This is a genomic window from Bacillus sp. EB106-04-02-XG92 (genome assembly GCF_058791995.1).
Genome location: NZ_JBYTEA010000002.1, coordinates 375,284 through 399,704, shown reverse-complemented (window position 1 = coordinate 399,704; position 24,421 = coordinate 375,284). Strand labels below are relative to the sequence as shown.

The 24,421-nt window shown below is 39.1% G+C and carries 26 protein-coding genes and 1 pseudogene; 23 read left to right on the top strand and 4 right to left on the bottom strand.

Translation table 11 applies throughout. From position 1 onward, the window contains the following. The first annotated feature begins 5 nt into the window (after positions 1-5). The 7 genes and pseudogenes from AC3WVA_RS08065 to pyrG all read left to right on the top strand — a co-directional run bounded on the left by AC3WVA_RS08065 (position 6) and on the right by pyrG (position 7,798). Positions 6-1,288, top strand: a pseudogene (locus AC3WVA_RS08065) (acetyl-CoA C-acetyltransferase). A 49-nt stretch (positions 1,289-1,337) separates the two neighbouring features. Next, positions 1,338-2,189 (top strand): 3-hydroxybutyryl-CoA dehydrogenase, encoded by an 852-nt coding sequence (locus AC3WVA_RS08060; RefSeq protein WP_071757850.1) that lies wholly within the window; start codon positions 1,338-1,340, stop codon positions 2,187-2,189. A 72-nt stretch (positions 2,190-2,261) separates the two neighbouring features. After that, positions 2,262-3,392, top strand: a complete 1,131-nt coding sequence (locus AC3WVA_RS08055) for an acyl-CoA dehydrogenase (RefSeq protein ID WP_048528031.1) — start codon at positions 2,262-2,264, stop codon at positions 3,390-3,392. Between the two features lie 21 nt (positions 3,393-3,413). Continuing rightward, positions 3,414-4,553, top strand: coding sequence for an acyl-CoA dehydrogenase AcdA (gene acdA, locus AC3WVA_RS08050; RefSeq protein ID WP_195756000.1), 1,140 nt, complete (start codon positions 3,414-3,416; stop codon positions 4,551-4,553). A gap of 66 nt (positions 4,554-4,619) precedes the next feature. Beyond that, positions 4,620-5,249 carry a TetR/AcrR family transcriptional regulator gene (locus AC3WVA_RS08045; RefSeq protein WP_000238599.1) on the top strand — a complete coding sequence of 210 codons (630 nt, stop codon included), beginning with the start codon at positions 4,620-4,622 and terminating at the stop codon, positions 5,247-5,249. Between the two features lie 153 nt (positions 5,250-5,402). Next, entirely contained in the window at positions 5,403-5,933 is a 531-nt protein-coding gene (rpoE, locus tag AC3WVA_RS08040) for a DNA-directed RNA polymerase subunit delta (protein WP_048528033.1), read from the top strand. A 257-nt stretch (positions 5,934-6,190) separates the two neighbouring features. Continuing rightward, positions 6,191-7,798 carry a CTP synthase gene (gene pyrG, locus AC3WVA_RS08035; RefSeq protein WP_048528034.1) on the top strand — a complete coding sequence of 536 codons (1,608 nt, stop codon included), beginning with the start codon at positions 6,191-6,193 and terminating at the stop codon, positions 7,796-7,798. A gap of 32 nt (positions 7,799-7,830) precedes the next feature. Here the strand turns inward: pyrG and AC3WVA_RS08030 are convergent, their stop codons facing one another. Continuing rightward, positions 7,831-8,355: a DUF2529 domain-containing protein gene (locus tag AC3WVA_RS08030; RefSeq protein ID WP_048528035.1), complete on the bottom strand. Its 525-nt coding sequence runs from the start codon at positions 8,353-8,355 to the stop codon at positions 7,831-7,833. A gap of 201 nt (positions 8,356-8,556) precedes the next feature. On the opposite strand from AC3WVA_RS08030, the gene spo0F reads away from it, so the two are divergent. From spo0F to rho, 5 genes are all read left to right on the top strand, one after another. Further along, positions 8,557-8,925, top strand: coding sequence for a sporulation initiation phosphotransferase Spo0F (gene spo0F, locus AC3WVA_RS08025; RefSeq protein ID WP_000398594.1), 369 nt, complete (start codon positions 8,557-8,559; stop codon positions 8,923-8,925). Positions 8,926-9,135: 210 nt separating this feature from the next. Further along, a complete protein-coding gene (locus tag AC3WVA_RS08020; protein ID WP_048528036.1) occupies positions 9,136-9,993 on the top strand; it encodes a class II fructose-bisphosphate aldolase in 858 nt (285 codons plus the stop codon). A 330-nt stretch (positions 9,994-10,323) separates the two neighbouring features. Beyond that, a complete protein-coding gene (gene murA / locus AC3WVA_RS08015) occupies positions 10,324-11,613 on the top strand; it encodes a UDP-N-acetylglucosamine 1-carboxyvinyltransferase (protein ID WP_048528037.1) in 1,290 nt (429 codons plus the stop codon). Positions 11,614-11,729: 116 nt separating this feature from the next. Beyond that, entirely contained in the window at positions 11,730-12,695 is a 966-nt protein-coding gene (gene glpX, locus AC3WVA_RS08010) for a class II fructose-bisphosphatase (RefSeq protein WP_000442336.1), read from the top strand. Between the two features lie 287 nt (positions 12,696-12,982). Beyond that, positions 12,983-14,254 carry a transcription termination factor Rho gene (gene rho / locus AC3WVA_RS08005; RefSeq protein WP_001053898.1) on the top strand — a complete coding sequence of 424 codons (1,272 nt, stop codon included), beginning with the start codon at positions 12,983-12,985 and terminating at the stop codon, positions 14,252-14,254. Between the two features lie 292 nt (positions 14,255-14,546). Here the strand turns inward: rho and AC3WVA_RS08000 are convergent, their stop codons facing one another. Continuing rightward, positions 14,547-14,687: a hypothetical protein gene (locus AC3WVA_RS08000; protein ID WP_195755999.1), complete on the bottom strand. Its 141-nt coding sequence runs from the start codon at positions 14,685-14,687 to the stop codon at positions 14,547-14,549. Positions 14,688-14,907: 220 nt separating this feature from the next. On the opposite strand from AC3WVA_RS08000, the gene AC3WVA_RS07995 reads away from it, so the two are divergent. The 11 genes from AC3WVA_RS07995 (at position 14,908) to AC3WVA_RS07945 (ending at position 22,329) form a co-directional block, all read left to right on the top strand. After that, positions 14,908-15,153 carry a type B 50S ribosomal protein L31 gene (locus tag AC3WVA_RS07995; RefSeq protein WP_000643433.1) on the top strand — a complete coding sequence of 82 codons (246 nt, stop codon included), beginning with the start codon at positions 14,908-14,910 and terminating at the stop codon, positions 15,151-15,153. A gap of 108 nt (positions 15,154-15,261) precedes the next feature. Continuing rightward, positions 15,262-15,849: a thymidine kinase gene (locus AC3WVA_RS07990; protein ID WP_000280862.1), complete on the top strand. Its 588-nt coding sequence runs from the start codon at positions 15,262-15,264 to the stop codon at positions 15,847-15,849. Between the two features lie 268 nt (positions 15,850-16,117). Beyond that, positions 16,118-17,185 (top strand): peptide chain release factor 1, encoded by a 1,068-nt coding sequence (gene prfA / locus AC3WVA_RS07985; protein WP_048528460.1) that lies wholly within the window; start codon positions 16,118-16,120, stop codon positions 17,183-17,185. Further along, positions 17,185-18,036, top strand: coding sequence for a peptide chain release factor N(5)-glutamine methyltransferase (prmC, locus tag AC3WVA_RS07980; protein ID WP_098344696.1), 852 nt, complete (start codon positions 17,185-17,187; stop codon positions 18,034-18,036). Before prfA ends, prmC begins: the two co-directional genes overlap by 1 nt. A 112-nt stretch (positions 18,037-18,148) precedes the next feature. Next, positions 18,149-19,012, top strand: coding sequence for a stage II sporulation protein R (gene spoIIR / locus AC3WVA_RS07975; protein ID WP_341013879.1), 864 nt, complete (start codon positions 18,149-18,151; stop codon positions 19,010-19,012). 49 nt (positions 19,013-19,061) lie between these two features. Further along, entirely contained in the window at positions 19,062-19,520 is a 459-nt protein-coding gene (locus tag AC3WVA_RS07970; RefSeq protein ID WP_048528039.1) for a GNAT family N-acetyltransferase, read from the top strand. Positions 19,521-19,628: 108 nt separating this feature from the next. Next, positions 19,629-20,669, top strand: a complete 1,041-nt coding sequence (locus AC3WVA_RS07965) for an L-threonylcarbamoyladenylate synthase (RefSeq protein ID WP_048528040.1) — start codon at positions 19,629-19,631, stop codon at positions 20,667-20,669. 77 nt (positions 20,670-20,746) lie between these two features. Further along, a complete protein-coding gene (locus AC3WVA_RS07960; protein ID WP_048528041.1) occupies positions 20,747-21,295 on the top strand; it encodes a manganese efflux pump MntP in 549 nt (182 codons plus the stop codon). A gap of 19 nt (positions 21,296-21,314) precedes the next feature. Beyond that, positions 21,315-21,446, top strand: coding sequence for a hypothetical protein (locus tag AC3WVA_RS07955; RefSeq protein ID WP_255285071.1), 132 nt, complete (start codon positions 21,315-21,317; stop codon positions 21,444-21,446). Between the two features lie 81 nt (positions 21,447-21,527). Further along, on the top strand, positions 21,528-21,803 hold the full coding sequence (locus AC3WVA_RS07950) for a DUF3935 domain-containing protein (RefSeq protein ID WP_000197474.1): 276 nt from the start codon (positions 21,528-21,530) through the stop codon (positions 21,801-21,803). Positions 21,804-21,813: 10 nt separating this feature from the next. Beyond that, on the top strand, positions 21,814-22,329 hold the full coding sequence (locus AC3WVA_RS07945; protein WP_048528042.1) for a hypothetical protein: 516 nt from the start codon (positions 21,814-21,816) through the stop codon (positions 22,327-22,329). A gap of 635 nt (positions 22,330-22,964) precedes the next feature. On the opposite strand, the gene AC3WVA_RS07940 is transcribed toward AC3WVA_RS07945, so the two are convergent. Continuing rightward, complete coding sequence (locus AC3WVA_RS07940) at positions 22,965-23,576, bottom strand: flavin reductase family protein (protein WP_048528044.1); 612 nt, start codon at positions 23,574-23,576, stop codon at positions 22,965-22,967. A gap of 159 nt (positions 23,577-23,735) precedes the next feature. After that, positions 23,736-24,122 (bottom strand): DoxX family protein, encoded by a 387-nt coding sequence (locus tag AC3WVA_RS07935; protein WP_000968618.1) that lies wholly within the window; start codon positions 24,120-24,122, stop codon positions 23,736-23,738. Positions 24,123-24,421: the final 299 nt, after the last annotated feature.

The window sequence follows — 24,421 nt, the reverse complement described above, 5'->3', positions numbered from 1 at the left end:
CAAGTATGAATACAACTTTAGAGAGAGGTGCAATCATTGCACCTCTTCTCAACGTAACAATGCCGAGCAAGCGCTCGGTTCTAAAAAAGAAATGGGGGAAAGAAACATGAGTAAAACAGTTATTTTAAGTGCTGCAAGAACACCGGTTGGGAAATTTGGAGGATCTTTAAAAGACGTAAAAGCAACAGAACTTGGAGGAATTGCAATTAAAGCAGCGCTTGAAAGAGCAAATGTTTCTGCTAGTGATGTTGAGGAAGTTATATTTGGAACGGTTATTCAAGGTGGACAAGGACAAATTCCATCGCGCCAAGCTGCGAGAGCTGCTGGAATCCCTTGGGAAGTGCAGACGGAAACAGTGAATAAAGTTTGTGCATCAGGGCTTCGTGCGGTTACGTTAGCGGATCAAATTATTCGTACTGGCGATCAATCATTGATTGTAGCTGGCGGTATGGAGTCGATGAGTAACAGTCCTTATATTTTACGCGGAGCAAGATGGGGATACAGAATGGGCAACAACGAAGTTATTGATTTAAATGTTGCTGACGGTTTAACATGCGCATTTTCAGGTATACACATGGGTGTTTATGGCGGAGAAGTTGCAAAAGAAGACGGAATTTCTCGTGAAGCGCAAGATGAATGGGCATATCGTAGTCATCAACGTGCAGTTTCAGCACATAAAGAAGGACGTTTTGAAGAGGAAATCGTGCCAGTAACGATTCCGCAAAGAAAAGGTGATCCGATTGTCGTTGCAAAAGATGAGGCGCCACGCGCGGATACAACAGTTGAAAAGTTAGCAAAATTAAAACCTGTATTTGATAAAACAGCGGCAGTGACAGCTGGTAATGCACCAGGCCTAAACGACGGTGGTGCTGCACTTGTATTAATGAGCGAAGACAGAGCGAAGCAAGAAGGAAGAAAGCCATTAGCGACAATTTTGGCACATACAGCAATTGCAGTGGAATCTAAAGATTTCCCGAGAACGCCAGGTTATGCAATTAATGCATTGTTAGAAAAAACAGGAAAGACAATTGAAGACATTGATTTATTTGAGATTAATGAAGCATTTGCAGCGGTAGCAATTGCAAGTACAGAGATTGCGGGAATTGATCCAGAAAAATTGAATGTAAATGGCGGAGCAGTAGCTATGGGACACCCGATTGGAGCAAGTGGAGCGCGCATTATCGTTACATTAATTCATGCACTTAAGCAACGCGGCGGCGGAATTGGAATTGCTTCGATTTGTAGTGGTGGTGGTCAAGGCGATGCAGTGATGATTGAAGTTCACTAATTAAGATTAGAAGGTACATAGTTTATTGAAAATTAAGGGGGAAGAAGAAATGAGTGTACAAAAAATTGTTGTAATTGGTGCGGGACAAATGGGTTCAGGAATTGCACAAGTATGTGCAATGGCAGGATATGATGTGAAGGTACAAGATTTAAAACAAGAGCAATTAGATAGAGGATTGGCTATCATTACTAAAAACTTAGCACGCCAAGTAGAAAAAGGGCGCATGAAGGAAGAAGAGAAGGAAGCTACGCTAAATCGTCTTACAGTAACGCTTGATTTAGATTGTGTGAAGGAAGCGGACCTTATTATTGAAGCGGCTGTTGAGAAAATGGATATTAAAAAGAAAATCTTTGCGAATCTAGATGAAATCGCTCCAGAACACGCAATTTTAGCGACGAATACGTCATCTCTACCAATTACAGAAATTGCAGCGGTAACGAAGCGGCCAGAAAAAGTAATCGGTATGCATTTTATGAATCCAGTTCCGGTTATGAAACTTGTTGAAATTATTCGTGGGTTGGCTACAGATGATGCGGTCTATGAAACGATTGAAGATATTACGAAGAAAATTGGGAAAGTACCAGTTGAAGTAAATGATTTCCCAGGGTTTGTATCGAACCGTATTTTATTACCGATGATTAATGAAGCAATCTATACGTTATATGAAGGTGTGGCGACGAAAGAAGCAATTGATGAAGTAATGAAACTTGGGATGAATCATCCGATGGGCCCTTTAACGCTCGCTGATTTTATCGGTTTAGATACATGTTTATACATTATGGAAGTGTTGCATGAAGGTTTAGGTGATAGTAAATATCGCCCATGCCCATTACTACGTAAGTATGTAAATGCAGGATGGTTAGGACGTAAAACAGGTCGTGGTTTCTACGTTTACGAATAAATCCCCCTTTGTTACAAAATAGTGGTCTTACCAAATTGTTAAAAGGATATATAGCAAATGGAGGCGGAGTATATGAACTTTCGTTTTAATGAAGAGCAGCAAATGATGAGGAAGATGGTTCGAGATTTTGCGCAGAAGGAAATAGCTCCCTTTGTTCCGAGTATGGAACAAGGGGTGTTCCCAAAAGAGATTTTGCAGAAGATGGGTGAGCTTGGATTAATGGGAATTCCAGCGCCTGCAAAATACGGCGGTGCAGAAATGGATTTTATTTCTTACATTTTAGCAATTGAAGAAATTTCAAAGGTAAGCGCAACAGTTGGTGTAATTTTAGCTGTACATACGTCAGTTGGAATGAACCCAATTTTATATTTCGGAACGGAAGAACAGAAAGAGAAATATGTTTCTAAACTTGCAACTGGTGAATATTTAGGAGCATTTGCATTAACAGAACCAAATGCAGGATCAGATGCAGGGAGTTTGAAATCAAGAGCTGTGAAGAAAGGCGATCACTACATTATTAATGGATCGAAAGTATTTATTACAAATGGTGGTGAAGCAAATACATACATTGTATTCGCTTCTACAAATCCAGAGGCAGGAAAGAGCGGGATTTCTGCATTTATAGTAGAGAAAGATACACCGGGCTTAATTATCGGCAAAGACGAACATAAAATGGGGCTTCTCGGTTCTCGTACAGTACAACTTACGTTTGAGGATATGAAAGTGCCAGCTGAGAATTTACTTGGTGAAGAAGGACAAGGATTTAAGGTAGCGATGGCGAATTTAGATGTTGGACGAATTGGAATTGGAGCGCAAGCATTAGGAATTGCAGAAGCGGCGCTTGCATGTGCGATTGATTATGCGAAAGAACGTGAGCAATTCGGAAAGCCAATTGCGGCGCAGCAAGGGATTGGCTTCAAACTTGCGGATATGGCTACTAGTGTAGAAGCGGCGCGATTACTCGTATATAGAGCGGCATCGCTAAGAGCACAAGGATTACCATGCGGTAAAGAAGCATCTATTGCGAAACTATTCGCTTCTAAGACGGCCGTTGAAGTTGCGATTGAAGCGGTGCAAGTATTTGGTGGTTACGGTTATACGAAAGACTATCCAGTAGAAAGATTTTTCCGTGATGCGAAAATCACGCAAATATATGAAGGAACGAGTGAGATACAGAAACTTGTTATTAGCCGAGCTTTATAAAAGCAAAAGGGGGAGACGGGCATGCATTTTAAACTATCAGAAGAACATGAAATGATAAGGAAAATGGTTCGAGATTTTGCTAAGAACGAAGTAGCACCGACGGCAGCTGAGCGTGATGAAGAAGAGAGATTTGATCGTGCGATATTTGATCAAATGGCAGAGCTTGGTTTAACCGGCATTCCGTGGCCTGAAGAATACGGTGGAATTGGAAGCGATTACTTAGCTTATGTAATTGCCGTTGAAGAATTATCCCGCGTATGTGCTTCTACAGGTGTAACATTATCTGCACATACTTCGCTTGCTGGTTGGCCCATTTTTAAATTTGGAACGGAAGAGCAAAAACAAACGTTTTTACGACCGATGGCAGTAGGGAAGAAAATTGGGGCGTACGGCTTAACTGAGCCAGGATCTGGATCGGATGCTGGTGGAATGAAGACGATTGCTAAAAGAGATGGAGACCATTATGTATTAAATGGATCAAAAATCTTTATCACTAATGGCGGTATTGCTGATATTTATGTTGTCTTTGCGTTAACTGATCCTGAATCGAAGCAGCGCGGCACGAGCGCATTTATTGTGGAAAGTGATACACCAGGATTTTCAGTTGGGAAGAAGGAAAGTAAGTTAGGGATTCGCTCTTCACCAACAACTGAAATCATGTTCGAAGATTGCCGCATTCCTGTAGAGAATTTACTAGGTGAAGAAGGACAAGGATTTAAGATAGCGATGCAAACATTAGATGGTGGCCGTAACGGTATTGCGGCGCAAGCGGTTGGTATTGCACAAGGAGCTTTAGATGCTTCCGTAGAATATGCAAGAGAACGTCATCAGTTTGGGAAGCCGATTGCGGCGCAACAAGGAATTGGCTTTAAACTTGCAGATATGGCAACAGATGTGGAGGCGGCGCGTCTTCTAACATACCAAGCGGCTTGGCTTGAATCGGAAGGGCTTCCGTACGGGAAAGAGTCAGCGATGTCAAAAGTATTTGCAGGTGATGCAGCGATGAAGGTGACGACCGAAGCGGTACAAGTATTTGGTGGTTACGGTTATACGAAAGATTATCCAGTAGAGCGTTATATGCGAGATGCAAAGATTACACAGATTTATGAAGGAACACAAGAGATTCAAAGGCTAGTAATTTCTCGTATGTTAACGAAGTAGGGTGAAAGGCGTAGGTATTTTCCTACGCTTTTTCCTTCCGAAAAATAAGGGAGAGAGGTGAAGGGGATGGTTAAACATAATGTACATGCGTCCGTGAAAGATGAAAAATTAGTGGCGTTAAGACGTGAACAAATGATTAAAGGTGCGGTGCAGTTGTTTAAGCAAAAAGGGTTTCCGCGTACAACAACGAGAGAGATTGCAAAGGCAGCTGGATTTAGTATTGGTACGCTTTATGAATACATTCGTACAAAAGATGATGTTTTGTATTTAGTTTGTGATAGTATTTATGAACATGTAAAAGAAAGATTAGAGGAAGTAGTTTGTACAGAAAAAGGGAGTATAGAAAGCTTAAAGATAGCAATAACGAATTACTTTAAAGTGATGGATGAATTGCAGGAAGAAGTATTAATCATGTATCAAGAGGTACGTTTTTTACCGAAAGAATCACTCCCGTACGTATTAGAAAAGGAGTTTCAAATGGTAGGAATGTTCGAGAATATTTTAGAACAGTGTACGGAAAATGGAACATTTACATTAAACAAAAAAGAAATACAGCTTCTTGCGCATAATATTTTTATACAAGGACAGATGTGGGGATTTAGACGTTGGGCGCTACAAAAGCTATATACGCTCGAAGAATATACAGAAATGCAAATTAGGTACGTACTGCAAGGAGCCCATATGCTTCCGAAATAAGGAATGGACAAATTATAATTTTATTGCTATATAAAGTTTCCCGTTTTTTTTGTAGCATATTTGTGCGACTTTTGTTTATAATGAATAGTATGGATTTTTTTAAGCAGGCCGTTATATATAAGGTTATATTTGATGAAAGGAAGTGCCGCATAAGTGGATTTTAAGCAATATTCACCAGAAGAGCTAAAAGAATGTTCAATGATTGAAGTTGTACATAGCGTTTTAGGGGATAAAAAACAAGCAACGACATTCAACGAGTTGGTTCAAGAAATCGCTCAAGTGCTGGGACTATCTCAAGAGCAAGTTAATGCGAAACTCGCACAATTTTATACAGACTTAAACATCGATGGACGTTTCATTAATTTAGGAGAAAATCGTTGGGGGCTACGCAGCTGGTACCCATACGAGCAAATTGATGAAGAAATCTTACCTCAACCAAAACCGAAGAAGAAACGTAAAGTTGAAGAAGACGGTTTTGACGACTACATTGAAGAAGATGAAGACTTCGACGATGCAGACGTAACTGAAGACGAAGATGATGATGTAGAAGATTTGGACAAGGTTCTTGAAGATGAAGACGGAGATGACGATGATCTTGATGATTTAGATGAAGATGATGAGGATGACTTCGCTGAAGAAGAACTTGAGTATGATGAAACTGAAGAAGAAGAGGAAGAACTGTAGTTCTTGACTTTTCATTATCGTCCATGTAGAATCATTTTTGGGCTCTTTAAAAAAGGACGATAATACTTTTAAAGTGTAAATATAAAAGAAAATTGCTCCCTACTTATTACTTTTTGTGATGAGGGGAGCAATTTTCTTTTTTGTTTTTTGTTTAGAAAATAAAAAGAGTCTAACAATAAGATGGATACAGTGTTATCTACATACGTTGCGCTTTGCAACGGTGATTATATAACAGCAAAGTAGAAGGGAGCTTTTTCATGACTAAGTATATTTTTGTAACAGGCGGTGTAGTATCGTCTTTAGGAAAAGGTATTACAGCAGCATCTCTAGGAAGACTTTTAAAAAATCGTGGTTTAAATGTAACGATTCAAAAGTTTGATCCATACATTAACGTAGACCCAGGGACTATGAGCCCATACCAACACGGTGAGGTATTCGTAACAGATGATGGTGCAGAAACTGACTTAGACCTTGGTCACTATGAGCGTTTCATTGACATCAACTTAAACAAATACAGCAACGTAACAACAGGTAAAATTTACTCTTCAGTTCTTCAAAAAGAGCGTCGTGGTGAATACCTAGGAGGAACAGTTCAAGTTATTCCTCACATTACTAACGAAATTAAAGAGCGCGTATACCGTTCTGGTCGCGAAACAAACGCGGACGTTGTTATTACAGAAATTGGTGGAACTGTTGGTGACATCGAGTCTCTACCATTCTTAGAAGCAATCCGTCAAATTAAGAGCGACATCGGTCGTGACAATGTAATGTACATTCACTGTACGTTAATCCCGTACTTAAAAGCAGCGGGTGAAATGAAAACAAAACCAACGCAACATAGCGTTAAAGAGCTTCGCAGCTTAGGTATTCAACCAAATATTATCGTTGTTCGTACAGAATTGCCTGTTTCTCAAGATATGAAAGACAAGCTTGCATTATTCTGTGACATCGATACAAAAGCAGTTATCGAAGCGCGCGATGCAGATACTTTATATGCGGTTCCATTATCTCTTCAAGAGCAAAATATGGACCAAATCGTTTGCGATCACTTAAAATTAGACAATCCAGCTGCAGATATGACAGAGTGGACTGCGCTAGTTGAAAAAGTGCGTAACCTTTCTAAGAAAACAAAAATCGCTCTTGTTGGTAAATACGTAGAGCTTCAAGATGCATATATTTCTGTTGTAGAAGCACTTCGTCATGCAGGTTACTCTTTCGACACAGATGTAGAAGTGAAATGGGTAAATGCTGAGCACGTAACACCAGAGAACGTACAAGAATTAGTAGGAGACACAGATGGTATCCTTGTACCAGGTGGCTTCGGCGATCGTGGTGTAGAAGGTAAAATCGTTGCAATTCAATATGCTCGTGAAAACAAAGTTCCATTCCTAGGAATTTGCTTAGGTATGCAACTTGCATCAATCGAATTCGCACGTAACGTATTAGGATTAGAAGGAGCTAACTCTTCTGAAATTAATCCTGACACACCTTATGCAATTATCGACTTATTACCAGAACAAAAAGATGTAGAAGACTTAGGTGGTACACTTCGTCTTGGTCTATATCCATGTAAGCTTGCTGAAGAAACAAATGCATACAATGCTTACAATGAGCCGGTTGTATATGAGCGTCATCGTCATCGTTATGAGTTCAACAATCAATTCCGTCCGGATATGGAAAAAGAAGGATTTGTATTCTCTGGTACAAGCCCAGACGGCCGTCTAGTTGAAATCATTGAATTAAAAGATCATCCTTGGTTCGTGGCAGCACAGTTCCACCCAGAACTAGTTTCTCGTCCAAACCGTCCACAACCATTGTTCCATGACTTCGTAAGAGCTTCTATTACGAATAAAGAGAGCAAGTAATAAAAAAAAGCGCCTGAAATAGGGCGCTTTTTTTAATATTCATTTAACATTTCATCGATTGTAAATTTGATCCCGTGATATGCAAATAAAGCTATCATTAAGCTTGGGAATCCGTAACGATTACCTTCATCGTCTGGAATAAGACCTTTTAACAGCTTTGTATCAATATGTACATCTGTATATTGTTCTAGTGATTCAGCACCTTCTTGAATAGCAGAGATGCCGACAATAGAGTGTCCATCTGTTTGCAGTTTTTTTGCTATTGCTACAACTTCTTCATCTGTTGAAAAACGGCTAATAAGAAGCACACGATCTGCAGAAGTTACTTCTACTTCTTTACCATTTTCAAATAATCGTTTTGCTTGCTTCATTGGTTCAGCACCGAATAGTGCTTCAGCAACAACGCCCTCCATCTCATTTGTACCATGTAAATAAATAAAACCTTCGCCAACTAATGCTTGAGCAAGTAGGCGGGCGCTATCTTCTATATTCATTTCCTCTTTTTGAGAAACTCTGGAGAAATAACCACTTAATTGAGTTGAAAAAATTTTTAACATAATGTTACTCCCTTCGTACGTGTTTACCGGCTTTCATTATAGTGTATTTTTTTAGAAAGGTGAAATTGAATGGTGGCATAACAAAATAGGAAACGGTAAAATAAGAAAGAATAGGAAGGAATTTGCCAAAGAATAGCGAAAATAAATCGTTAAGATATAAGAAGCTTTAAATCTTGTATTTACACAGAAAGGTTGGGAGTTATGGAAGGGAAAATTTTAATCGTTGATGATCAATATGGCATTCGTGTGTTATTACATGAAGTGTTCCAAAAAGAAGGTTATCAGACATTCCAAGCAGCGAATGGATTTCAAGCTTTAGATATCGTGAAAAAAGATAATCCAGATTTAGTTGTGTTAGATATGAAAATTCCAGGTATGGATGGTATAGAGATTTTAAAGCATGTAAAAGAAATTGATGAGAGCATTAAAGTGATTTTAATGACTGCTTATGGAGAGCTTGATATGATCCAAGAAGCAAAAGATTTAGGTGCTTTAATGCATTTTGCTAAACCATTTGATATTGATGAAATTCGTCAAGCGGTGAGAAATGAGCTCGCTGTAGAGGCGTAAAAATGAATTTTTTATAAAAAATATGGAAAAAAGCGTTTACATGGACTATTGTGCAGGTGAATACGGTTGAGTTTTTGAGTACAAGTTGTTATCCTATTGAGTGTAGAAAAAAGTCCGGTATGTAGATATACATATTTTACCTTATTCTGGTCATACTACCAGCGATAAGAACTTATCGGATACAAAAAACGTTTTTTAGGAGGATTCACCATGCCTTTAGTTTCTATGAAAGAAATGCTAAACAAAGCACTAGAAGGAAAATACGCAGTTGGTCAATTCAACATGAACAACTTAGAGTGGACTCAAGCTATCTTAGCTGCTGCGGAAGAAGAAAAATCTCCTGTAATCCTAGGTGTATCTGAGGGTGCAGCTCGTCATATGACTGGTTTCAAAACAGTTGTAGCTATGGTTAAAGCTTTAATCGAAGAAATGAACATCACTGTTCCTGTAGCGATTCACCTTGACCATGGTTCAAGCTTCGAAAAATGTAAAGAAGCAATCGATGCAGGTTTCACATCTGTAATGATCGACGCTTCTCACCACCCATTCGAAGAAAACGTAGAAACTACTAAAAAAGTAGTAGAATACGCACACGCTCGTAACGTATCTGTTGAAGCTGAGCTTGGAACAGTTGGCGGACAAGAAGACGACGTAATCGCTGAAGGCGTAATTTACGCTGACCCAGCAGAGTGTAAGCACCTTGTTGAAGCAACAGGCATTGATTGCCTAGCTCCAGCTTTAGGTTCTGTACACGGTCCTTACAAAGGTGAGCCTAACTTAGGATTCGCTGAAATGGAACAAGTTCGTGACTTCACTGGCGTACCTTTAGTATTACACGGTGGTACTGGTATCCCAACTGCTGATATCGAAAAAGCTATCTCTTTAGGTACTTCAAAAATCAACGTAAACACTGAGAACCAAATTGAGTTTACAAAAGCTGTTCGTGAAGTATTAAACAAAGACCAAGAAGTTTACGATCCTCGTAAATTTATCGGACCTGGCCGCGACGCTATCAAAGCAACTGTTATTGGTAAAATGCGCGAATTCGGTTCTAACGGTAAAGCGTAAGAATAAAATTCCGTTTTGGAAACCGTCTACTCTTTTAGACGGTTTCCTTTCGTTGTATAATGAAAGCGTGAACAAGTCTAAAGATTTTATCATTTTTTTTTGAAATAGAAAATAATGTGCATAGTCCTATTAATAAATGTGATAACGTATCTAAGTTGATAAAGTAAATTCGATGAATAGTTAATCTTTATCTTTTTGTATTACAGGAGAAATGAAGATAATGGTTTCCTATTTATTGAGTGTTAGGGTGGAAAGAGTGATTGAGATTCTTAAGGGGAGCTTTCTATAAAAATATAGAAAGTAAATACATTCACAAGAAGGGAGCTCAATATGGAAAAATTGCTAATTGAAGGCGGAAGAGCTTTAAATGGAACAATTCGCGTGAGTGGTGCAAAGAACAGCGCCGTTGCACTAATTCCAGCAACAATTTTAGCAGATACTCCAGTAACTATTGGTGGTGTCCCTAATATTTCGGACGTGAAAATGTTAGGAGACTTACTAGAGGAAATTGGAGGGAGAGTGACTTATGGACAGGAGGAAGAGATGGTAGTCGATCCTTCTAACATGGTTGCAATGCCTTTACCAAATGGAAAAGTGAAAAAATTGCGTGCTTCTTATTATTTAATGGGTGCGATGCTTGGCCGTTTTAAAAAAGCTGTTATTGGGCTTCCAGGTGGATGTCACTTAGGACCGAGGCCGATTGATCAGCATATTAAAGGGTTTGAAGCGTTAGGTGCACATGTTACGAATGAACAAGGTGCTATCTATTTAAGAGCAGATGAACTGCGCGGGGCACGTATTTATTTAGATGTTGTTAGTGTAGGAGCTACGATTAATATTATGCTAGCAGCTGTACGAGCCAAAGGTAGAACTGTTATTGAAAACGCAGCGAAAGAACCAGAGATTATTGATGTTGCTACATTGTTAACAAGCATGGGTGCACGTATTAAAGGTGCTGGTACAGATGTAATCCGAATTGATGGTGTGGATTCACTGCATGGTTGTCACCATACGATTATTCCGGACCGCATTGAAGCGGGTACGTATATGATTTTAGGAGCTGCATCAGGAGGAGAAGTAACAGTTGATAACGTTATTCCTCAGCATTTAGAGTCAGTTACGGCGAAGTTAAGAGAAGCTGGTGTTCAAGTTGAAACGAACGATGATCAAATTACAGTGAACGGTAATGGAAGGTTAAAAGTAGTTGATATAAAAACGCTTGTATATCCAGGTTTCCCAACAGACTTACAACAGCCGTTTACAACACTTTTAACAAAAGCTCATGGAACGGGTGTTGTAACGGATACGATTTACGGCGCACGTTTTAAACACATTGATGAATTACGTCGTATGAATGCACAAATTAAAGTAGAAGGTCGTTCAGCAATTGTAACTGGTCCTGTTTTATTGCAAGGTGCAAAAGTGAAAGCGAGTGATTTACGAGCTGGAGCGGCCCTTGTTATTGCCGGGTTAATGGCGGATGGAATTACAGAAGTAACCGGACTTGAGCATATCGATCGAGGTTATGAAAATATAGTAGACAAGCTTAAAGGGCTTGGCGCGAACATTTGGCGAGAACAAATGACAAGCCAAGAAATTGAAGAGATGAAGAACGCATAAGTGATACTTCCGCAAGGGGGAAGCGAAGCATCACTACTTGTGGAAGTACACTTTATAGAAAAACACGGTTCACACAATACGGCAGAAATATAAAGACTTAAAGGAGAGGGATTATCGTGGAAAGAAGTTTATCTATGGAGTTAGTACGTGTAACAGAGGCTGCAGCTTTATCATCAGCGCGTTGGATGGGGCGCGGGAAAAAGGATGAGGCAGACGGTGCAGCAACATCAGCTATGCGTGATGTATTTGATACAATTCCGATGAAAGGGACAGTTGTAATTGGTGAAGGTGAAATGGATGAAGCACCAATGCTATATATCGGAGAAAAATTAGGTACAGGATATGGTCCACGTGTAGACGTTGCAGTTGATCCTTTAGAAGGGACAAACATCGTGGCAGCTGGTGGATGGAATGCTCTTGCTGTTATTGCAATTGCAGATCACGGCAATTTGTTACATGCTCCTGACATGTACATGGATAAAATCGCGGTTGGCCCAGAAGCAGTTGGGGCGGTCGATATTGATGCGCCTATTATCGATAACTTACGTGCAGTTGCGAAAGCGAAAAATAAAGATATTGAAGATGTTGTAGCGACAGTTTTAAACCGCCCACGTCATCAAGCAATTATTGAAGAAATTCGTAAAGCTGGTGCTCGCATTAAATTGATTAATGATGGAGACGTAGCTGGCGCAATTAACACTGCATTTGATCGTACAGGTGTAGATATTTTATTTGGCTCTGGTGGTGCGCCTGAGGGTGTACTAGCAGCAGTTGCATTAAAATGTTTAGGCGGCGAGATTCACGGGAAACTGTTACCGCAAAACGAAGCTGAATTGGCGCGTTGCAAAAAGATGGGCATAGAAGACATCAACCGCATCCTTCGCATGGAGGACTTAGTAAAAGGTGACGATGCAATCTTCGCAGCAACAGGCGTAACAGACGGAGAACTATTGCGCGGCGTTCAATTTAAAGGAAGCGTAGGAACAACACAATCTCTAGTTATGCGTGCAAAATCAGGCACAGTACGCTTCGTAGACGGACGTCACAGCTTGAATAAAAAACCGAACTTGGTTATTAAGTAAAAAGCGGAGGTGGCTTGCTCAGAAGGGGAAGGGGTGAAATGACTGACCCTTCTAGCCACCGACCATTCTAGCTGCTGAAGCTGGATGAAGTAAAAGCGAAGACAAATTTTCTTGTCTTCGCTTCTTGTATTTGTGTTCCAACGTATTGATTAAAACTAGATAAAAGGGTTACAATAGTGAATATTACCCTACTTGAACTTATTGCCTTTCATTATTAATTATTTGCCTTCCGTATTTTTTCCCTTTACTCATGTGAAAAGAGAATAATGTTAAAGTGTGGTGTCTGAATGAATTTGTCAATTGCAGCATTAGAAAACATGAAATTAAAAGAGTTATACGAGCTTGCGAAGGAATTTAAGATTTCGTATTATAGCAAATTAACGAAAAAAGAGTTAATCTTCGCCATTTTAAAAGCTCGAGCAGAAAAAGAAGGCTTCTTCTTCATGGAAGGCGTATTAGAAATTATTCAATCAGAAGGATTTGGATTCCTACGTCCTATCAACTACTCTCCAAGCTCAGAAGATATTTATATCTCAGCTTCGCAAATTCGTCGTTTCGATTTACGTAATGGAGACAAGGTTTCTGGTAAAGTACGACCTCCGAAAGAAAATGAACGCTATTTTGGATTATTACAAGTTGAAGCTGTAAACGGAGATGATCCAGAGTCAGCAAAAGAGCGTGTGCATTTCCCTGCATTAACACCATTATACCCAGATCGCCAAATGAAATTGGAAACGGAACCGAAAAAGTTACCGACACGCATCATGGATTTAATCGCACCAGTTGGATTTGGACAACGTGGTTTAATTGTCGCGCCTCCAAAGGCTGGTAAAACGAGTCTATTAAAAGAAATCGCACACAGTGTTACAACAAATCATCCGGAAGCTGAATTAATTGTACTTTTAATTGATGAGCGTCCAGAGGAAGTAACAGACATTGAACGTTCTGTTAAAGGAGATGTTGTAAGTTCTACTTTTGATGAAGTACCAGAAAATCATATTAAAGTAGCGGAACTTGTGTTAGAACGTGCAATGCGCCTTGTAGAGCACAAGAAAGATGTTATCATTTTAATGGATAGTATTACCCGTTTAGCGCGAGCTTACAACCTTGTTATTCCGCCAAGTGGTAGAACATTATCGGGTGGTATCGACCCTGCTGCCTTCCATAGACCGAAGCGTTTCTTTGGAGCTGCTCGTAATATTGAAGAAGGCGGTAGCTTAACGATTTTAGCAACAGCGCTTGTTGATACAGGATCTCGTATGGACGATGTAATTTACGAGGAATTTAAAGGAACTGGAAATATGGAACTTCACTTAGATCGTTCATTAGCTGAGCGTCGTATCTTCCCGGCAATTGATATTCGCCGTTCTGGTACACGTAAAGAAGATCTATTAATTCCGAAAGAACATTTAGACAAGCTATGGGGTATTCGTAAAACAATGCGCGATACACCGGACTTTGTTGAAGGTTTCTTACGTAAACTTCGTCAAACAAAGACAAATGAAGAATTTTTACAAAACATTGTTGCAGATTCAAAAAGATATGTAACAACGAAGTAAAGGGAAAAGATTGGGACTCGCTTATTTTGTGGTAAGCGAGTTTTTTATGTTTTTTAGGTGATGTTAAAGAGAGAGGCATGGAAGAATATTAGTTGATTCTAATCGGATGAGTTGGCTCTGATTTAAGTTGATAGCGGCTAGAATGGTCGGTGGCATCGGGTCTTCGCATCTAAGAACCTTCCGCCCGAAAGGTAAAAAGCACCTTTAGGGCGAAAGAACCTTAGCTGGTCAGAGCTGAGCGAGCCCCATCCACTTTAAGACAGTATCCAGCTCCAGCGGCTAAAATCTCCGGTCATTTCACTCTCTCGCTCGAAGCAAAAAGCGCTTCAAGGTCGAGAGTTCCAATCTCCTGCGATTCTGAACGAGCCGCTTCTGCTTTTAAAATGTATCCAGTTCCGCCGGCTAGCTCTTCGTGTCTAAGAACCTCCCGCATTAAAGGTAAAAAGCACCTTTTATGCGAGAGAACCTTAGCCAGTCAGAGCTGAACGAGCCGTCTCCACTTTAAATTTAAAAAGACAAAAACAGGTAGTTGCAAAATGAAGTTAGCCTTGTTATAATTTCATCATATGTGTTTCATCAATATAGTTGTGTATGCAGCTGAAGATGAAAAACTCTGTTTCGAAAATGATTCAGGGCGGAAGGAGATGAAAAGAATGAAAGCAGGAATTCACCCAGATTACAAGAAAGTTGTATTCATGGACACAAACACAGGCTTCAAATTCTTAAGCGGATCTACTAAAGGATCTAACGAAACTGTTGAGTGGGAAGATGGTAACACTTATCCATTACTAAAAGTTGAGATCAGTTCTGATTCTCACCCATTCTACACTGGACGTCAGAAGTTTGCTACTGCAGACGGACGCGTTGACCGCTTCAATAAGAAATACGGTCTTAAGTAATAAAAACATAAAACAGGCAAGTGTATCTATTCGCTTGTCTGTTTTTTTTGCGAAAATATTATACCTTTACCCTACTTTTAATTAAAAAGTAGATGAAAGGAGAGCTTCATGTACTTAATAAATCAAAACGGTTGGATTGAAGTGATTTGCGGTAGTATGTTTTCTGGTAAATCAGAAGAGCTTATCCGCCGTGTGCGTCGTACGCAATTTGCGAAACAACATGCAATTGTATTTAAACCATGTATTGATAATCGCTATAGTGAAGAAGACGTTGTATCACATAACGGATTAAAGGTAAAAGCAGTTCCTGTTTCAGCTTCAAAAGATATATTTGAACATATCACTGAAGAAATGGATGTAATTGCAATCGATGAGGTGCAATTCTTTGATGGGGACATTGTGGAAGTGGTGCAAGTATTGGCAAATCGTGGCTATCGTGTCATTGTAGCTGGTTTAGACCAAGATTTCCGTGGTCTACCATTTGGACAAGTTCCTCAGCTGATGGCGATTGCTGAACATGTAACAAAACTACAAGCAGTATGTTCTGCATGTGGATCTCCGGCAAGTCGTACACAACGATTAATTGATGGAGAACCGGCGGCATTTGATGATCCAATTATTTTAGTTGGAGCTTCAGAATCGTATGAACCACGCTGTCGTCATTGTCATGCAGTTCCTACAAACAAAGATAAGTAAAACTCGCTGCGCAAGGCGGGTTTTTTTCAGAATAGAGAGTGTGAGCGTTGTGAGCCGCCTCCACTTTTAAATATATTATCTAGCTTCAGCGGCTAGAATCTCCGGCCATTTCACTCTCTCACTTGAAGCAAAAAGCGCTTCAAGGTCGAGAGTTCCAATGGCCTGCGATTCTGAGCAAGCCGCTTACGCTTTTAAATATAATTTGCGTTTTTTTGAGTAAGTACCATATACTATTTGTATTAGATACTAGGATGTAGAGGTGAATGATGTGTTAGATCGTTTGCAAGCTGTAGAAAATCGTTATGAGAAGTTAAATGAATTGCTAAGCGACCCAGAGGTTATTAGCGATACAAATAAGCTTCGTGAGTATTCAAAGGAACAGTCTGATATACAGGAAACGGTAGAAGTGTATCGTGAGTATAAGGATGTTCGTGAGCAATTAAAAGATGCGAAAGCAATGTTAGAAGATAAGTTAGACGCAGAAATGCGTGAAATGGTAAAAGAAGAAGTTTCCGAATTAGAGTCACAAGATAAAGAGTTATCAGAGCGTCTGAAAATCTTACTTGTACCAAAAGACCCTAACGATGATAAGAACGTTATCGTTGAGGTTCGTGGAGCTGCTGGTGGCGACGAGGCCGCTTTATTTGCTGGTGATTTATACCGTATGTATAGCCGTTACGCTGAGGTACAAGGTTGGAAAACGGAGATTATCGAGGCTAGCTATACAGAATTAGGTGGATATAAAGAGATTATCTTTATGATTAACGGTAAAGGTGCTTTCGCGAAGCTGAAATTCGAGAATGGTGCTCACCGTGTACAACGTGTTCCTGAAACGGAATCTGGTGGACGTATTCATACATCTACAGCAACTGTAGCTGTATTACCAGAGGCAGAGGAAGTAGAAATTGACATTCATGAGAAAGATGTTCGTGTTGATACATTCGCTTCTAGTGGACCTGGTGGACAGAGCGTTAATACAACGATGTCAGCGGTACGTTTAACGCATTTACCGACTGGTGTAGTTGTATCGTGTCAGGATGAGAAATCACAAATTAAGAATAAAGAAAAAGCGATGAAAGTATTACGCGCACGTGTTTATGATAAGTTTAGACAAGAAGCACAAGCTGAGTATGATCAAAACCGTAAACAAGCTGTTGGTACGGGTGATCGTTCAGAGCGTATTCGTACGTATAACTTCCCGCAAAACCGTGTTACAGACCATCGAATCGGCTTAACGATTCAAAAGCTAGATCAGATCTTACAAGGTAAGTTAGATGATTTCATCAATGCCTTAGTGATGGAAGATCAGGCTCAAAGGATGGAGGCAGCTGAGTAATGCGTGTCTATGAAGCCCTAAAATGGGCTTCTTCTTTTTTACAGGAAAATGGACGAGATGAAAATGCGGGAGAAATTGTCCTTTGTCATGTATTAAAGGTGAATAGAACTGGATTGTTGATGAATCTTCGTGAGGAAATAACTGCGGAACAAGAAACAAGTTTTACAGAGTTTATCCACAAGCATGTAGAAGGTATTCCTATTCAATATATGATTGGTCACGAAATGTTTTATGGCCGATCGTTCTTTGTGAATGAAGAAGTATTAATACCAAGACCGGAAACAGAAGAGCTTATAGTGGGAGTATTAGAAAGAATCGAACGCCATTTTGGTGATGAGAAACTACATGTAGCAGATATCGGTACAGGTAGCGGAGCGATTTCGATTACGCTTGCTTTAGAAAATAAAAATCTTCATGTGTATACGGTAGATATTGCGCAGGAGTCGATTGAGGTTGCAAAAGAAAATGCCAAAACTTTGGGCGCAGAAGTAACGTTCTATCACGGTGATTTATTATCGCCATTTTATGAAACGGGTCAAAAGTTAGATGTTGTTGTTTCAAATCCTCCATATATACCGGAAGAAGATTGGCGTGGCCTTTCTCCTGTGGTGAAAGAGCATGAGCCAAAGAGAGCGCTTGTTGGCGGTGAAGACGGATTAGATTTCTATCGCCGTTTTATGGAAGAGTTGCCGAATGTATTGCAGAAGAAAGCAATTGTGGCATTTGAAATTGGAGTAGGGCAAGGTGAGGACGTGAAAGAGCTGTTACAACAAGCTTTTCCACATGCTCATGTTGAGGTTGTTTTTGATATTAATGGAAAAGATCGTATGGTATTTGCAGAGATGGAGTAAGGTTCACACCTTACTCTATTTTTTTGTGGAAAAATTCATATAGATTTTGAATTTAATAGTTTAGAAAGATGAAAGTCTGTCCACACTGTTTGTAGAAGGGACGGTGGAGGAAATGAAAAAACAAGTTATTGCTTATCTTCTTCTATTATTAATTGGTGCACAATTGCTTGTGCAGTTTGGATATATGAAAGCTGATGCGAAAGGGCCTTCAGTTATTCCGAAAGAGGCCGTTCGATTACGGATTTTAGCAAATAGTGATTTAGATAAAGATCAGGCGTTAAAGCGCAAAGTACGTGATGAAGTAAAAGCACAAATTGATGGATGGGTAGCGGATTTAACTTCATTTGAAGAGGCGCGTAAAGTCATTCAAAGTCATATTCCAGAAATCGAAAAAACAGTGGCAAATACGTTGAAAAAAGAAGGTAGTAAAGATTCATTCCAAGTGAAGTTCAGTAAGAATGTAAAGTTTCCGACAAAGGTATATGGGAATTTTATTTATCCAGCAGGGGAATATGAGGCGGTATTGATTACAATTGGTGAAGGTGAAGGGGCAAACTGGTGGTGTGTATTATTTCCGCCGATGTGTTTCTTAGATTTTTCAAGTGGTACAGCTGTAAGGAAAGAAGAACATGTTGTGAAGGCTGAATCTCCTGAAGAGGAGCAGGTAAAATCATTAGATGAAGAAGTAGTAAATGCAGAAGAGGAAAAAGAGGATGAGGTGAAAGAAAAGAAAGTTGTAAAGCAGGAAGTCGTAAAAAAAGTAACAACTTCTGAAAAGAAAGTAGTAAAAAATGAAATGAAAGTAGAAGAAGAACCTGTAAGTAAAGAAGAAACAAAAACTGTGGAAAAAGTGGAGAAACCTGTGGAACAAAAACAAGAAAAACAAAATGAGTATGTAAAAGTAGAGGAGGAAGAAGAAAAGCCAGAAGTTAAGTTATTTATTGTAGAAGCTTTTACATCTTTATTCTCTAAATAGTACTATTCGTAAATCCCTTCTCATATATAAAAAAGAGGAGGGATTTACTATGAAGAAAGTATATTTTGCGACGAAAGCAGATGTGGAAAGATTGCATTCTTTTTTCGGACAAGCTAATAAAAAAGATGATAAAATAAATGAGTTGTACGCGCAATTTATGATTTTGGAAGAGGCGGAAGAAATACGAGCTGTCATCGGATATGAACAAAGTGAAGAAAACGCACTGATTCGTTCTTGTTTATTCACACCTAATGTGGATAAACAGACTTTCTTATATTTTTTTGAAATGTTTTTGCAGTATATGAAAGAAAAAAATATTCGACAATTGTACTTATTAACAAATCATCCACAATCTATAACAATCTTTCAGTTTTTTGACTTTGTTACTATAGAGAAAGAAAACGTACCACAGGGAATTCGACAGTTAGAACACTTTTGTAAAAATATAAAAGAACCAAATGCAATAATACTAAATTGTCAGCTATTCACAAAGTTATCCACGGATTAATTGGGTTTATCCACATTTTGTGGATAAACCTTGTTTGTCTTTTGGATAAATCTCATAGTAAACTAAAAATAGACAAGTATTTCAGGGTAGAAAAGGACGTGGGAAAATATGCATACAAATATGTGGGTTGTGGATAATGTTGTGGAAAGAAAAAAATATTATCCACAGTTACAAGAAGCAGCAAAATTATTAAGGGAAAATGAGGCGATTGCCTTCCCTACCGAAACGGTATATGGACTAGGCGCAAATGCAATGAATGATGAAGCGATTGCGAAAATTTTTGAAGCAAAAGGAAGACCGAGTGATAATCCACTGATTGTCCACATCGGTGCAAAATCACAGTTAGATGAGATTGTGACAGAAATTCCGCCAGTTGCAGAGAAGTTAATGGAACATTTTTGGCCAGGACCATTAACAATTATTTTACCTAGAAAAGAAGGAATTTCAGAGAAGGTGACGGCAGGACTTAATACGGTTGGGGTAAGAATGCCTGATCATCCAGTAGCACTTGCTCTTATTGAAGAGGCAAATGTACCTGTTGCAGCACCGAGTGCGAATCGTTCAGGTCGTCCAAGTCCGACGTTAGCGTCTCACGTATATGAAGATTTAAATGAGAAAATCGCAGGTATTGTAGATGGTGGTGCAACAGGCGTAGGTGTTGAATCGACTGTAATTGATTGTACGAGCGCTGTTCCAACGATATTACGTCCAGGTGGGATTACGAAAGAACAATTGGAAGTTGTAATCGGCACGGTTTCTATAGATCCAGCTTTAAAGGATGAGAAGGAAAAACCGAAATCACCTGGAATGAAATATACGCATTATGCACCGAAAGCGCCACTGAGTATTGTTGAAGGTTCACGTGAATTTATTCAACGTCTTGTGGATGAGAAGAAGGAAGCAGGATTCAAAGTAGGTGTATTAACGACAGAAGAGTATCAGCACGTATATAGCGCGGATGTTGTATTGTCTTGTGGTGTAAGAAGTGATTTAGCTAGCGTTGCGACTAAATTATATGATGTACTTAGAACGTTTGATGCAAGTGAAGTAGATGTTATTTTTAGTGAATCCTTCCCGAATGAAGGTATAGGGAATGCCATTATGAATCGCTTAACAAAAGCGGCAGGACATCAAATTATTACTGAATGATAAGGTGCGATTAGCAAACAGAATATTTCTCCTCGGATAAGCATATTTTGAAGTAGCACGTCCGAGGAGGGACATGAATGACGTTTGAACAGCTAATACCTTTAATAATTATGGCATTCGCCTTAGGGATGGATGCGTTCTCGGTGAGTCTTGGTATGGGAATGATGACCTTAAAGGTGAAACAAATCCTGTATATCGGTGTGACGATAGGGATATTTCATATTATCATGCCATTTATAGGGATGGTATTAGGTCGTTTTTTATCAGAGAAGTATGGAGATATCGCACATTTTGCAGGTGCTATTTTATTAATTGGACTAGGATTCTATATTGTATATTCCTCTATTTTGGGGAATGAAGAGAATAGAACGGCCCCTATTGGAATTAGTTTATTTGTATTTGCATTTGGCGTTAGTATAGATAGTTTTTCAGTAGGGCTTAGTCTTGGTATTTACGGAGCACAGACGATTATTACAATATTACTTTTTGGATTTGTTAGTATGTTATTAGCGTGGGTTGGTTTATTAATTGGGAGACATGCGAAAGATATGCTCGGTACATATGGCGAGATAGTAGGTGGCATCATTTTGGTTGGATTTGGATTATATCTCCTTTTTCCTATATAATTTTAAGGAGGAGGGCGTTATGAACAAGTTATTAGAGTGGTATATTCGCTTTGTAACTTTCTTTCCGAGATGGTTACGACTGCTTGTTATTTGGGGTATTATTTTGCAAATTTCAATTTTGGGCTGGATTAAGTTGGTTCGCGAATGGTAAGATAGCTCCTTTCTGTGCATCGTTTTATTTATACTATACTGATTACGCTAAAAAATTACACATATAGAAAGGATGAGATGAATGACGAGATTGAAGCAAGTTTTTGGTATTATTATTAGTTTTTTTGTTTTTTGGTTTAGTATGCTCGGTGTACAAATGTTTGCTGAGTTTTTAGATATTGAGTCATTGAAGTTTGTTGCGGGAAAAACGGAGGCAGCGCGAGCTTTTTATTCTCCATACCCGTTTTTAATTGTTTTTCTAATTACATTGCTTTCCCTTTACTTCTTCGTAATTAAGCTTGGGAAGCCGAAAAAAGAGAAAGTGCCTACTTTAGAGGAGCAGAAGGAAGAGATATAAGGGGGATACTATGTCTAACATTTCTTTAGCGGAAGCTGTAAAATTAAAAAGTGTATTATCGAAAAGAATACATGAATTAGAAGAAGAGATGAACCAAATTGGATTTGTTGAAATTGAAAAAGGTGATACACTTCCAAAGCAGACGCGTACATTGGTACAGGTTGAGCAGGAACTAGATGAAGTTCGCGCTGATTTTCGTCTTTTAGATAAATTGATGTATGAAGCAAATATCCAAAATGAAGTGGATTTCAACGGAGAGAATATAACGATTGTTGAAGCGATAGAACTCGCAACACAACTACGTGCAAAAGCTCGAAAGTGTAAAGAGTTTGGTGTGAGTAAGAAAGAAGAACATATATATTCTTACGGTGAAACATCATCACTTTTAAAAGTAGCAATGTTTGACCCTGAAGTATATCGTGTAAAAGGTTTAGAGTTAGAGAGACAAGCTAATAGACTGTCCAATTTAATTAATGCGAAAAACTACGCGGTTGAACTAGACTTCGATGGTGAGAAATACTTTTAAACCTTGAAGTGGTGAGACTCTGCTTCAAGGCATAGGAGAAGACCACTTTTGTAAAAATGAGATTTGTGATGGACAAGGGACAACCAATCATCCAATAACCAATCACACTGTTACTTTTTACCGATGACCAATAATGGTAAAAGAGGTCGATGACCAAAATTGAAAAATTATTTTTCTTCTTCTATGAAAAGGCTGTACCAAATTATTTTGGTACAGCCTTTTATATTTTACAGGTATTCTATTTTGAGCGAGCCGCATCCACTTTTAGATATTATCCAGCTCCAGCGGCTAGAATGGTCGGTGGCTTCGCGTCTTCCTACGAGGCAAAAAGCGCCTCTACGTCAGAAGCTCCATCCCCCTCCCATTCTGAGCGAGCCGCTTCTGCCTTTAGATATTATCCAGCTCCAGCGGCTAGAATCTCCGGTCATTTCGCTCTCTCGCATGAAGCAAAAAGCGCTTCAAGGTCGAGAGCTTGAAGTGTCCTGCGATTCTGAGCGAGCCGCATCCGCTTTTAGACATTATCCAGTTCCAGTGGCCAGCTCTTCGCATCTAAGAACCTCCCGCACGAAAGGTAAAAAGCACCTTTTGTGCGAGAGAACCTTAGCTGGTCAGAGCTAAACGGGCCACTTCCACTTTTAAACGGGCCTCACCAATTCAAATTGTTCTCCTAGTTTTGCGTAGTTGTGTCCTGCTAAGCGGCTTACTGGTTTTAGTCCTTCTGCGTGAATGCGACCTTTTTCGTATAGGTGTTCTGCGACGTGGAAACGAACGACGCGTCCGATTAGTAGATCACAGGCTGGTGAGTCTTCTGTTCCGCCAAGAGGGATTGCTCGTTCTAGTACGCATTCCATTCGAATGTTTGCTTCTTTTACCCCTGGAACCGAGATGACATCACTTTCAATTGGTGTTAGTTTTGCTAGTTCGATTTCACTTTCATTTGGCGGGAGATTAGCTGCTGTTTCGTTAATTGCTTCTACGTAAGATTCATCAGAAATATGTACGACAAACTCACCTTTTTCAATTGCATTTCGAGAAGTGTCCTTTCTTTCTCCGGCTTTCCGTTGCACAGAAACTGAAATAAGTGGTGGATTAGCAGCGACAATATTGAAATAACTGTATGGTGCGCCGTTTAATACGCCGTCTTTTGTTACAGAAGTAACAAATGCGACAGGGCGTGGAATGATACTTCCCGTTAATAATTTGTAATTCTCTTTTTCTGTTTGTTCATTTGGATTAATGGATAACATGTGTAAAATCCCCTTTCTAAATATGACGACTTATTGTTTGTTTACAAGATGTTAGTGGAAAACTCCTGCTGGAAATAATATTTTTATTGCATAAAAAGAACTTACTTCAATTGTAATGAAGTAAGTTCCGTTTGAATAATCTCGAAACTGAGATAAATATTACAGTAAAACGTATGCCCCAGGTCCGATTAAAGCTACGCCAATTGCAACAGCGATTAACATTAAGTTGTATTCATATCCGTTTTGTGTCACCCAGTAACCATTTTTTCCGTGAACAGTGAAGATTGCCATTAACATTGTTCCAACGATAAATAATGAACCGATTGCAGTGAAAATACCTGATGCGAATAAGAAACCACCTAATAATTCAGTTGCACCAGCCATAAATGCCATGAATACACCGGGGCGTAAACCGATTGATTCCATCCAGCCACCTGTTCCTTTTAAACCGTAACCGCCGAACCAACCGAATAATTTTTGAGCACCATGACCCATGAATGTAATACCTATAATAAGACGAATAATAAGAAGACCGAAATCCATCATTTTAAAAACCTCCTAAAAGTTATTAACTTACCTTATGTAAGTAATAATAAAATAGTTACTTACTTTAGTCAAGTTGATTTTGAAAAAAGTTTGAATTAAATTTTACAAATTAACAACAAAAAATAAAATGTAGTAAAGACCTCTAGACAAGTTGGGTAAAAAAAGAGAAAATATAAATAGAAGTTAACTTCTTATTGTTATTCAGACAATCAGAATTGACTGGAATTTTGTGAGACGCTACAATAAGAGTCTAACAGTAATGACGTAATTTATTTCGAAAGCGTTTTTATAGTATAATA